The sequence below is a fragment of the Mucilaginibacter sp. SG538B genome (genome assembly GCF_013376065.1).
GTDB lineage: Bacteria > Bacteroidota > Bacteroidia > Sphingobacteriales > Sphingobacteriaceae > Mucilaginibacter > Mucilaginibacter rubeus.
This window is the reverse complement of sequence record NZ_JABMJI010000003.1, coordinates 634,081-646,177: the sequence shown is the minus strand read 5'-3', so window position 1 is coordinate 646,177 and position 12,097 is coordinate 634,081. Positions and strand designations below refer to the sequence as shown.

Annotated in this window: 7 protein-coding genes; 5 read left to right on the top strand and 2 right to left on the bottom strand. The window is 43.8% G+C overall.

Annotated elements, in window-relative coordinates:
- Nucleotides 1–2: 2 nt before the first annotated feature.
- The 3 genes from FHW88_RS18700 (at nucleotide 3) to FHW88_RS18690 (ending at nucleotide 6,201) form a co-directional block, all read left to right on the top strand.
- On the top strand, nucleotides 3–2,120 hold the full coding sequence (locus tag FHW88_RS18700) for an alpha-L-fucosidase (RefSeq protein ID WP_176627482.1): 2,118 nt from the start codon (nucleotides 3–5) through the stop codon (nucleotides 2,118–2,120).
- Nucleotides 2,121–2,187: 67 nt separating this feature from the next.
- On the top strand, nucleotides 2,188–4,464 hold the full coding sequence (locus FHW88_RS18695) for a GH92 family glycosyl hydrolase (RefSeq protein ID WP_176627481.1): 2,277 nt from the start codon (nucleotides 2,188–2,190) through the stop codon (nucleotides 4,462–4,464).
- A 651-nt stretch (nucleotides 4,465–5,115) separates the two neighbouring features.
- Entirely contained in the window at nucleotides 5,116–6,201 is a 1,086-nt protein-coding gene (locus FHW88_RS18690; RefSeq protein WP_176627480.1) for a DNA topoisomerase IB, read from the top strand.
- A gap of 115 nt (nucleotides 6,202–6,316) precedes the next feature.
- Here FHW88_RS18690 and FHW88_RS18685 read toward each other — a convergent pair whose 3' ends face one another.
- Both FHW88_RS18685 and FHW88_RS18680 read right to left on the bottom strand, forming a co-directional pair.
- Complete coding sequence (locus tag FHW88_RS18685; protein WP_176627479.1) at nucleotides 6,317–8,173, bottom strand: M56 family metallopeptidase; 1,857 nt, start codon at nucleotides 8,171–8,173, stop codon at nucleotides 6,317–6,319.
- Nucleotides 8,174–8,184: 11 nt separating this feature from the next.
- Nucleotides 8,185–8,541, bottom strand: coding sequence for a BlaI/MecI/CopY family transcriptional regulator (locus FHW88_RS18680; protein ID WP_090526995.1), 357 nt, complete (start codon nucleotides 8,539–8,541; stop codon nucleotides 8,185–8,187).
- A 681-nt stretch (nucleotides 8,542–9,222) separates the two neighbouring features.
- On the opposite strand from FHW88_RS18680, the gene FHW88_RS18675 reads away from it, so the two are divergent.
- The gene (locus FHW88_RS18675) at nucleotides 9,223–10,806 is read left to right on the top strand and encodes a flavin monoamine oxidase family protein (RefSeq protein ID WP_218117235.1); all 1,584 of its coding nucleotides are present in this window, start codon (nucleotides 9,223–9,225) and stop codon (nucleotides 10,804–10,806) included.
- Between the two features lie 32 nt (nucleotides 10,807–10,838).
- Nucleotides 10,839–12,008, top strand: a complete 1,170-nt coding sequence (locus FHW88_RS18670; RefSeq protein WP_176627478.1) for a pyridoxal phosphate-dependent aminotransferase — start codon at nucleotides 10,839–10,841, stop codon at nucleotides 12,006–12,008.
- Nucleotides 12,009–12,097 lie beyond the last annotated feature (89 nt).

Sequence of the window (12,097 nt, the reverse complement as noted above, 5' to 3'; positions counted from 1 at the left end):
TTATGAAGAAGTTTACAGGCATTGCCTTATTATTACTTACGGCCGGTTTAAACGGTTTCGGCCAAACTGCTCCTAAACCTTATGGCGTATTGCCTACACAAGGGCAGCTTAACTGGCAGGAAACCGGGATGTATTGCATTATCCATTACGGCGTTGATACTTATACCAACAAGGAGTGGGGCTTTGGCGATGAAGACCCAAAGATTTTTAACCCATCGCAGTTTAGTGCACTGCAGATTGTGGCAGCCGCAAAAGCCGGCGGTTTTAAGGGTGTAGTTGTGGTTGCCAAACACCACGATGGTTTTTGTATTTGGCCAACTAAAACTACGGAGCATAATATCACCAAAAGCCCATATAAAAATGGCAAGGGCGATATGCTGAAAGAATATCGCGAAGCTTGCGATAAACTCGGCATGAAACTGGGTGTATACTGCTCGCCATGGGACAGGAACAACCCCAACTACGGCACCGCCGAATATGTTAAGATCTACCGTGAACAACTGAAGGAATTGTATACCAATTATGGCCCGCTGTTTATTTCATGGCATGACGGTGCTAATGGTGGCGATGGCTACTATGGCGGCAAACGAGAAGTGCGAAAAATTGACCGTTCAACTTATTATGGCTGGGATACTACCTGGGCTATAACCCGCAAACTACAACCGAATGCTGTTTTATTTGGCGATGTTGGCCCGGATGTGCGTTGGGTAGGTAATGAGGAAGGTCATGCGGGCGAAACCTGCTGGGCAACTTATACACCACATGCTCCTGATGAAGGCAAAACCCCGGCTAATGGTTATGTGAAAGATTACGAAGGCACCGAAGGCACCCGTAACGGTAAATACTGGATGCCTGCCGAGTGCGATGTTTCATTACGCCCCGGATGGTTTTACCATAAAACACAGGATGAAGGTGTGAAATCGCCTTATACCTTGCTTGATCTTTATTATAAAAGTGTAGGCCGTGGTGCGGCGCTTGATTTGGGTTTATCTCCTGATCCGCGTGGTATTATTAACGAGATCGATGTTAAATCATTAACCGAGTTTGGTAACCTGGTTAAACAAACCTTCGCGATAAACCTGGCAAAAGGCGCAACACTAACAGCCAGTAATGTGCGTGGTGGCAACAAAGCCAAATTCGGTCCGCAGTTTTTGTTAGATGACAACCGTTACAGCTATTGGGCAACTGACGATAAAGTGACTACTCCTGAATTAACTATCGATCTGCATTCACCTAAAACATTTAATGTGATCCGCCTGCGCGAAAATATCAAGCTTGGACAGCGTATTGAAGCCGTTGCCGTAGATGCTTATTTAAATGGCAAATGGGAGCAGATTGGCTCGGCTACCAGTATTGGAGGTAACAGGCTGATCCGTTTAACGCAAAATATCACTGCAAGTAAATTACGGCTGAGGGTTACTGCTTCGCCGGTGGCTATTGCCTTGAGCGATTTCGGAATATATAAAGAGCCGGTGCATTTAACAGCACCAAAAGTATCACGCAATAAAAAAGGAGAGATTAGTATTACCACCGAAGCGCCGGTAAGCGCGATACGCTATACGCTTGACGGGCATGAGCCAACATCGAGCTCTCCGGTTTATACTAAGCCGTTTGTGCTTAATGAGGGCGGAGTAGTAAAAGCCCGGAGCTTTGAAGGTAAAAATCAACAAAGTGAAAGCGCTTATGCATCATTCGGCTTTGCTAAAACCGATTGGAAATTAGTGGATGCTACTGCGGCTAATGACCAATGGAACAAGGCCGAAAATGCCTTTGATGAAAATACCGGTAGTCTTTACAGCACTCTGAAAAAAGAAGATGCGCAATTCCCCCAGCAGATCAGCGTTGATTTGGGTAAAGAACAAAAGATAAAAGCATTTGGCTATTTGCCAAGGCAGGATAAACAGGCCGAGGGCGTTGTTGATAGCTATGTGTTTTATGTCAGCAATGACGGCAAAACCTGGGAAAAGGTAGCATCAGGCGAATTCTCAAATATCAAATCGAACCCAATTGAGCAACCTGTTGCATTGAAGCAAGAGGTTAGCGCACGTTATTTTAAATTTGAAGCCACGCATGTAATTGTAGGCAATGGTATCACTGTTGCGGAATTAAGCGTTTATTAATAATCTATTAAGTATTGGGGTTTAATTGGCAGCAATATAAACCTCAATACTATCATTTAAGTAAAGAATGAAAAAACAACTCGTTTTGGCCAGTTTACTGGCCCTGATTAATTTAAGCTCCCAGGCACAAAGGCATCAATCGCAGCCTATGAAAAAAGCAGGCGGTTTAACGCAATATGTCGATCCGTACATCGGTACTGGTTTCCACGGTCACGTTTTTGTGGGCGCAAACGTTCCCTTTGGTGCCGTGCAGTTAGGCCCAACCAACATTTCTGAAGGCTGGGACTGGTGCTCCGGTTATCACATTTCTGATTCTACCATCATCGGCTTCCAGCATACCCACCTGAGCGGTACCGGCATAGGTGATTTAGGCGATATTTCTTTTATGCCAACAACCGGGCCAATCAACGTATACAAGGGCAGTAACAAAGATTTAAAAAGTGGTTATGTGTCGTTGTTCAGTCACAAGGATGAGGTTGTAAAACCCGGATATTATAAAGTAAAGCTTAAAAAATATGATATCGGCGTTGAGCTTACTGCCAGTACCCGTGTTGGTATGCATAAGTACACTTTCCCGGCGTCAAAAGATGCGCACATCCTCATCGATTTGCAGGAAGGCATCGGCTGGGACAGGCCAATGGAAACCTATATTAAACAGGTTGACAAGAATACCATTTGCGGCTACCGCTTTTCCAAAGGCTGGGCAGATGATCAGCGTATTTACTTTACTGCCGTGTTTTCAAAGCCCATTAAAACTTTCGCGGTTTATGACAGTACGGCCAACGTTAAAGGTACTGAGCAAAAAGGGGAAAAGGTAAAAGGCGTAATCAGTTTTACTACCACCAAAGGTGAAGTGGTTTACGCTAAAGTGGGAATCTCGCCGGTAAGCGCAGAAAATGCCATGCTTAATATTAAGGCGGAGATCCCGGGCTGGGATTTCAATAAAGTTATTACAGATGCCGATGCAGCCTGGAATAAGCAATTCCAGAAAATTGTGATCAAAGCTGATTCATTGTCTCAGATGAAGAAGTTTTATACAGCTTTTTATCACACTATGATAGCGCCGTCTATTTTTAACGATGTAAATGGCGAATACTGGGGAACCGATAAAAAGGTGCACAAAAACGAAGGTTTCAATAATGTAACCACCTTTTCATTATGGGATACGTATCGCTCCAACAACCCGTTGTCAACCATTATCCACCCGGAGCATGTGAATGATATGATCAACTCTATGCTGGCTATCTACCAGCAACAGGGCAGTTTGCCGGTTTGGCATTTGATGGCTAATGAAACCAATTGTATGGTGGGCTACAGCGCAGTACCTGTTGTAGCCGATGCTCTCTTAAAAGGTTATAAAGGCTTTGATGCCAATTTAGCTTACGAGGCCATGAAAACCACCGCTATGGGCGATGACCGTGGTATCAAATATGTGAAAAAATATGGCTATATCCCGGCAGATAGCAGCCGGGAATCAGTTTCAATGGGTCTTGAATATGCCATTGACGATTGGAGCCTGGCGCAGGTAGCAAAAAAGCTGGGTAAAACTGAAGATTATGCTTACTTCAGCAAACGTGGTGCTTATTACAAAAACTACTATGACGCCAAAGCAGGCTTCATGCGCGGCCGTTTGTCGCAGGATGCATGGCGTATTCCTTATAGTCCGTTTATTTCTATCCATGAAACCGGCGACTTTACCGAAGGTAACGGCTGGCAATATACCTTCCTTGTTCCGCAGGATGTGGAAGGTTTGATTGATATGCTGGGTGGCGTTAATAAATTCAATACCAAGCTCGATTCATTATTTATTGCACAGGGCGATATGGGTAAATTTAAATCGCCGGATGTATCTGGTTTGATAGGTCAGTATGCACACGGTAACGAGCCAAGCCACCCGATGAGCTACTATTATGCTTACTCAGGCAAGCCATGGAAGACAGCCGAAAAAGTGAGGTTCATCCTTGACGATTTTTATACAGATAAACCGGATGGTATTATTGGTAACGAAGACGTAGGGCAAATGTCGGCCTGGTACGTGTTATCGGCTGTTGGTTTTTATCCGGTTAACCCGGCCAACGGCCTGTACGTATTTGGCAGCCCGGTGGTTAACGAGGCTACACTGCAATTGCAGGGAAACAAGAAATTTCATGTAGTAGTTAAAAATAATGGCCCTAAAAATAAGTATATCCAGGCCATGACGCTTAATGGAGCTAATTACACCAAAACTTATATCAAGCACACTGATGTGATGCAAGGCGGTGAACTGGTGATTACCATGGGCGATAAGCCCGGTACTGTTTGGGGCGTTGGGGAAGCTAACAAAGCGGTTTCGGTGTTGAAGTAGATAATCTTGCTACGTCATTGCGAGCGTAGCGCGGCAATCGCACGGAAGCAGAGCCGCCATGTACAGCATGCAATCGCTTCGTACCTTACAGCAATGACATGAGTTTATTGAATTAAAAAGGGATGCCCGCCGGGCATCCCTTTTTAATTTTTGCGCATGGTCGGTGTTATGACTATGAGTGTTCGGAAGATTTCAAATTCCCCCCTTGGGAGGGGTGTGTTGGAAATGTGCGGTGGCAGGGAGGGGTTTATCCGCTATTTCAAACGAATAAGTACGTCAATGAAACCCCTCCCTGCACCCTCCCAAAGGAGGGAGTCGCACAATCCCACGCTCTGTTATTTCTTCCGAACACTTATGGTATTATCACCGCACCAGCAGGCTGCTTACCTTTTCCAATGAAACAGGATTTATCAAATTATGCGATAGCATGATAACACAGGCAGCAGGAGGGGGTTAACAGGGTTAACATAATTTGAAAATCATTAAAATAAGTTATTGATTGTCAGTTGTTTAATAAGATGTTGGGGTTACGCGAAAGATTTGCAATAATTCAGCTTGTGGCCGGTGTTAGCACGCTTGAGCTTGCAGAAATATCTCCATAAGATAAATCCCTAATTAAAACTTAATCTTGCCTTGACATGTTATCTCAACATGAACCGTCTCCTTAAAAAGCTCGAAAAAATTGGCCGCGATCCTAAGATCACTGCAAGGGCAGTTGGCTTGCGTTATGTTTCTGACTCATCGCCGGGATATACCCGCAAAAAATCGGGAAAGGGCTGGAGCTATTATGATGCGGATGGTAATCTGGTAAAAGACAAAGAGCTGATAACAAGGTTCAATAAGCTGGTGATCCCCCCGGCTTATACCAACGTTTGGATCTCGCCTTATGAAAACGGTCACCTGCAATTTACCGGTACAGATGCCGCTGGGCGCAAACAATACCGTTACCACACCTATTGGAACCAGATCCGCAATCAATCCAAATATCATCGCATGCAGTCTTTCGCCGCGTACTTACCGGCAATTCGTGAGCAGGTAGATAAAGATCTGGCAAGGCGCACCCTCGATCATGAAAAGGTGGTGGCGCTGGTTGTAAGGTTAATGGAATTGACAAGTATCAGGGTAGGGAATGAGTCGTACAAAAAGTTATATGGTTCATTTGGCTTAACAACCTTGCAAAACAGGCATGTAAAGGTTGAAGGTTCTAATTTACGATTTGAGTTTAAAGGTAAAAAAGGGGTGTTTCACAAAGTATCGCTCCAGAGCCGTAAGCTGGCCCGTTTAGTAAAGCAATGCCGGGATATTCCGGGAAAAGAGCTTTTTCAATACTATAATGAGGATGGAACCCGTTGCAGTGTTGGTTCAGGCGATATCAATAATTACCTGCACGAAATAACCGGCGAGGATTTTACAGCCAAGGATTTCCGTACCTGGGCCGGCAGTGTGAGTGCGCTATACGCCTTTAAAGAAGCCGGGGAGTTTAATAGTATAACCGAATGCAAAAAGAAGATTGTGAGCGTTTTGGATGAAGTTGCTATAAACCTTGGGAACACGCGTACTGTGTGCAAAAAGTACTACGTGCACCCATCGGTTATTAAAAGTTATGAAGAAGGCACCATTTTTAAGTATATCAGCCAGCTTGATGAACGCGAAGAGGTAAAAGCCGCCGAACTTAATATTGCTGAGAAAGCCTTACTCAACCTGCTGGAAACGGAAAAACTGGCCGAGGCCAGTTGAAGGTTGATTATGTTTAACGTTGCTTAAGAGAGTGGTTATTTCTATTAAATATTAACTGATCTTATCTTATCGAAATAAAACTACTCACCTAATCCAACTTAATCAACCAATTACTTTACTTTTTACGGGTGGTAATCACTACTACACCGTCTTTGGCTTTATCGCCGTATTTTTTCGTACTGTCATCGCCTTTCAATATCGAAATGCTTTCTATTTTGTCGGGATTAAGTTTTTTAAAGGCTTCTGTGGAACTTGTTTTACCGTCTATTACAATTAATGGGTCTTTATCGCCATTAGTCATAATGCTCATTCCGTTTACGTTTAACGCCTTAACGTTTGCTTTTTTGCCGTAGCCGGTAACAACCACATCGCCTCCATTTGCCACTATCGCGTCATCATCGGATTTTATGCTGTATGAAAGGGCCGTTGGTTTAGCTTTTACGCCGTTTATGGTTATGCTGCTACTGCCAGTTCCGCTTGATGAGCTGGTAGTGTTTTTTGAAATGTAAGTTTTTACATTGCTGTAAGTTTTACCACCACTTTTACTAACCGGACCAACAGTTACTACGTTAATATTGTCATTGTCATTTAGCACAGTATAGCCGCTTAGGTTGGTGTTAACCTTTTTAAAAGTAATGTTGGGTACATCTTTTTCGAGCTCGTCCTTATTAGGAGCGTCTTTAGTAATTATGTAAGCAACTTTAACAGGTTTGTCATCATCAATTTTTACAAACTTCCGGGCGTTATCGCCGGTAAGTATATACATGTTCTCGATTTTTGTCGGATCGAGGGTTTTACTGGTAGATACCACGCCATTTATCACAAATACCAAAGAATCTTTTTTAATGAATGCAAAAGATATCTTTAGCTCTTTATTAGTATCCGGTTTGACGGCCATTGGCGCGATAGCTATTAACGGTGTAAGTGAGGGTTGAGGCACGGCCGCGGGTGTAACCGTTGGTTTTGCAGCAGGTGTTTTGTGGATTGGTTTACCTGCTTTTACCGGTTTTGCAGATGGAATTTCGTCTGCATTGATGTTAATGATCCTGGCCAGTGGTTGTACCGCGGCGGCAAGGGTGATCCTCACCGGTTTGGCAAAGTCAGCTTTTGAAATGCTGAATACCAGCAACAGGGCCATAACGGCCGGCACTACAAAAGCGTAGCGGGTGAGGTTAAGTTTCGACGATCTTTTCGCGTTCATCATGATTATCCGTTTTTTTATAGTTGAAATATTGAAATGGTTTACAATGCCGGGTTGGTTGTTGTTAAAGCTTACATTAACCAAACTGTATTGGTATGCTTTACTGTCGATACCGTTTTTGAGGATCTTTCGATCAGTAATAAACTCGATGTTTTCCCTTACCGCCCGCTTAATAAGCCAGATGCCCGGGTTAAACCAGTAAAAGATACTGCTCAATTCAGCTAACAAAATATCGGCAGTATGCCACTGGTTTACGTGTACCTGCTCATGCAGCAGGATTGATTTCAGATCGGCGGGTTCATGTTTGGCGGGGTTTACATAAATGCTTCGCCAAAATGAAAATGGCGCCGCGTCTTTATCCATTACCCTTACCAAATGGCCGCCTATGTATTGAGGTTTGGAGTTTTTATACAATCGTAACAGTGATAAAAGCTGCAAAGCCAGGCGGATGAACAACAATCCTGCGCCTGTCCAGAATATAATGCCCAGCCAGTACCAGTAATCAAATGTTTGAACCGGCTGGTTCACCAGTTGAGCCGGCGACTGCCAGTTAAGGGCTATTTGCTCCATAGGTTTGGCCAGTTCTTCGTGCCGCTGCACAAAAGCCGAAAAATTGATCTGTGGATAAATACTGGCAAACAGGATTGCCGCAAGCAAATAGATCCGGTTAAGTGTATAAAAGGTAAGGGGCCTTAGCACCAGGTAATAGCCCGCGCAAAACAATAGCAGGGCTATGTTCACTTTCAGTAAAAAAACAAATGTTGCCGGCATGGTTGTAAGGTTTATTGTTTTTCAATGAGTTTAATGATCTCTTTCAGGTCGGTAGCGCTGATCTTTTTTTCGTTGGCAAAAAACGTCACCAGGTCTTTATAGGAGTTTTGAAAATAGTCGCTTACAAAACCGCTCATAAAGCGCTTTTTATATTCCTCTTCTTGTATCAGGGGCAGGTAACGGAACGAGTTGCCTAATTTTTCGCTTTTCAAAAATCCTTTGCGTTCCAGGTTTTTTATGGTTGAGGCAAGGGTGGTGTAGGGTGGCTTAGGTTCGGCCAGCTGATCTAAAAAATCCTTGATAAATCCCGGGCCCGATTGCCACACTGCTTGCATTGCTTCTTCCTCTTGTTGCGATAGTTTTTCCATTGTTTTTACGATTGTTTCGTAAATCTACGAACTATTCGTAGTAATGCAAATTTATTTTAACTTTTTAACAGAATTTAACGTTTGGGAGGAGAGGTTAGTGATTGGAGATCAGTGATTAGGAGGTTGTCCGAATCAGAATTAACAGGATTTTAGAATTTACAGAATCTTGTCTTAATCAGAATTAACAGATTTAAGAATTAACTGAATGCTACTTCCATGAAAATTACCAATTCTGAAAATTTTATAATTCTGAAAATTCTGATTCAGACAAATGCGTTAGGGAGAGGAGCGGATACCAGCCAATGAGCGTAAGGCCTGCAGGCGTATGAGCGGAAAGCCCGGCCGCAGGCAATGCCCTTAATCTGAACCATGATTTTTAGGATTAATGGATTGGCAGGATGTTACTTTGAAATTGTCTGAACCCGAGTTAGACCAATTGTTATAATTTATTGAATTTGCCTGTTATTTTGTTAATTCATTAATTCTGAAAATTCTGATTCAGACTAAAATTCGAGTTCAGACAAAAACATCAACCATATCTTAACATAAATTCCCCGGTCATCAAAACAACGTTGTTAATTTTATAAAAGCTGTAACAAAAGTTGTTTTACGCTTAACATAAAAGCAAACAAAAAACTATATTTAAACCAGAGTTGATTGTAAAACATAAATACGCGCTTATTGAAAACTATTACCCGCAGGGACTTTTTAAGTAAAGGTGCCATGTTGGCTGGCGGTGCTTATCCCGCTATGCTTGCCCTTGGCTTATTGAAACCATCGCCAGCACATGCTTTCAATCTTGAGGGCAGCGGCAAAGGCAAACACATTATTATTTTAGGGGCCGGGTTAGCCGGCATGACCTGTGCCTATGAGCTTGGTAAGCTCGGCTATCAATGTACCATTTTGGAGGCGCGGCAACGCACCGGCGGTCGCTGCTTTAGTATTCGTAACGGCAGTACCAATACCGAAATTGATAAGCCTGCGGCTACAGCCCGTTTTGATGCCGGCCAATATTTCAATGCCGGCCCATCGCGCATACCACACAACCATGAGCTTACGCTGCATTACTGTAAAGAGCTGGGGGTGCCTATTCAGGTTTATAACAATGTAAATGAAGGCGCTTATTACTTTGCCGAAGGCAAAGGCCCTTTATCCAACAAAAAGATAAAGGTTAGGGAGGTGCATAATGATATCCGTGGATACATGACCGAAATGCTGGCTAAAAGCATTGACCACGGTAGTCTCGATAGCAGCTTTACCAAAGAGGACGGCGAAAAGATCATCGAATACCTGCAAGCCGAAGGTGGATTGGATGTTGATAAACTGTACAAAGCTTCGGCACGCCGGGGTTATGCCGAAACGCCGGGAGCCGGCGACAAGCCCGGTAAAGTTGCTGATCCGCATAAATTGGCCGATCTGCTGCATTCCGGTTTGATGGATCCCGATTTTTATAATGTGGCCGAATATACCTACGAACTGCAGATGACCATGTTTCAGGCCGTGGGGGGTATGGATCAGATAGCTAAAGCATTGGAAAAGAAAGTGGCGCCGTCAATAAAAACGGGTGCGGAGGTTACTGCCATTAATAATGTACCTGATGGTGTTAAGATAACTTATAAAGACGCTACAGGAGAGCATACCTTAAACGGCGACCTGTGTATTTGCACTATTCCGCTGCCGGTACTAAGCAATATCAGCAATAATTTCAGCGGTGATGTTAGCCGTGCTATTGATTATATCAGCTATAACCAAACCGGGAAGATTGGCCTGCAGTTTAAACGCAGGTTTTGGGAGGAGGATGAACATATATACGGGGGTATAACGCACACTAACAATGATTTAACGCAGATTTTTTATCCATCCTATGATTATTTAGGAAAAAAGGGTATCTTGATTGGATATTACAACTTTAACGAAAAAGCGCAAAAGATCGGCGCTTTAGGCTACGCCGAAAGGGAGAAGTTCGCGCTGGAAAAAGGCAGGCTGATTCACCCGCAATATGACAAGGAGTTTGAAAGCTCGTTTTCGGTAAGCTGGCATAAAACAAAATATAATTTAGGCGGATGGGCGGTTTATACCACAGAAACCCGCAAAACACAATACCCGGTACTGTTAAAGCCCGATAAGCAGGTATATTTTGCAGGTGAGCATTTGACATACCTGAATGCCTGGATGGCCGGTGCCTTTGAATCGGCCAGGAGCACGGTTGCCGCTGTACATGCAAGGGTTACAGGCCAGCGTACCCAATACCCGGCTCAAAAATAAAACGACGTTAAAAAACATTAAATACCACCACCATGTCAAGTACAATTAACCGCAGAAACTGGATCAAATCCAGTGCATTTATGGCCGGGGGACTGGCCCTTTTTTCAGGAACAATTGGTAAGCTGGCAGCCATGCCGGCCCGTGTATTTAAACCCTTAACCCGCGGCCTAACCGACCAGGAAGCTATTACCAATGCAGGCTTTGAATTAAAAGCAAGGCTCCTTGCTAACGAGAATCCGTTTGGCCCATCGGCTACTGTTAAAAAAGCCATTCAGGATGCTATTGATAAAAGTTATCAGTACCCTTTTATGCAGCTGTCCCAGATTTATGGGAAAATTGCTGCGTACGAAGGCGTAAACTCAAATAATATACTGATGGATGCAGGCTCAACCCCGCTTTTACTTGCGGCTGCCATGCATTTTACTAAAGGTGGTAAAAGCGTAATCACCGGCGACCCTTCATATGATGACCTGCCAGGCAGGGCTCAGGCGCTTGAGGGAAAGTGGGTAAAAGTGCCGCTGACCGTCGATTATAAACTCGACCTGGACGCCATGGAAGCAAAGGTTGATGACAATACCGGTTTGGTTTATATATGCAATCCCAACAACCCAACCGCTACCGTGGTTGATACCGAAAAGTTAAAGGCCTTTTGCGAGCGGGTATCAAAAAAAACAACCGTTTTTGTTGATGAGGCTTATATAGATTACCTGCCTGATCCGAAAGCTGCAAGTATGATAAGTTCTGTCAAATCGGGTAATAATGTGATAGTTGCACGTACCTTTTCAAAACTTTATGGCTTTGCCGGCTTAAGGCTCGGGTATATTATATCGCAGCCGGATACCATCAAAACATTAGAAAAATATACTACCCAGGCCTGGAGTATTAGCGCAACTACACTCGCCGCCGCCATAGCGGGTTATCGCGAAGAAGCATTTCTGAAAGAAACCCTGGAAAAAACAAATGCTTCTAAGGAGTACCTGTACTCGGTGCTTAAAAAAGAAGGATATGAATACATCCCCTCGTCGGCAAACTTTGTGATGTTCCCGCTTAAAATGGACGGCAAAAAATTTGTCGGCGAAATGATAAAGCGCGGCGTAGGCATTCGTAACTGGCAATTTAACGGCAAAGACTGGTGCCGCGTAAGCATTGGCCGCATGGACGAAATGGAAGCCTTTGCCGATGCGTTTAAACAATTGTCCTGAGTTTTAAGAAGCATGAAATCAAGAGTCAGGAGACAAGAAGAAAAGTTTCTTGCTCCCGGCTCTGAAAATTACAGCAAACTTCTTGGCTC

Bases quoted from the DNA above. Each gene is read 5' to 3' on its own strand.
- FHW88_RS18695 (WP_176627481.1), top strand. From the start codon at position 2,188: ATGAAAAAACAACTCGTTTTGGCCAGTTTACTGGCCCTGATTAATTTA.
- FHW88_RS18680 (WP_090526995.1), bottom strand. From the start codon at position 8,541: ATGGAAAAACTATCGCAACAAGAGGAAGAAGCAATGCAAGCAGTGTGG.
- FHW88_RS18685 (WP_176627479.1), bottom strand. From the start codon at position 8,173: ATGCCGGCAACATTTGTTTTTTTACTGAAAGTGAACATAGCCCTGCTA.
- FHW88_RS18670 (WP_176627478.1), top strand. From the start codon at position 10,839: ATGTCAAGTACAATTAACCGCAGAAACTGGATCAAATCCAGTGCATTT.
- FHW88_RS18700 (WP_176627482.1), top strand. From the start codon at position 3: ATGAAGAAGTTTACAGGCATTGCCTTATTATTACTTACGGCCGGTTTA.
- FHW88_RS18690 (WP_176627480.1), top strand. From the start codon at position 5,116: ATGAACCGTCTCCTTAAAAAGCTCGAAAAAATTGGCCGCGATCCTAAG.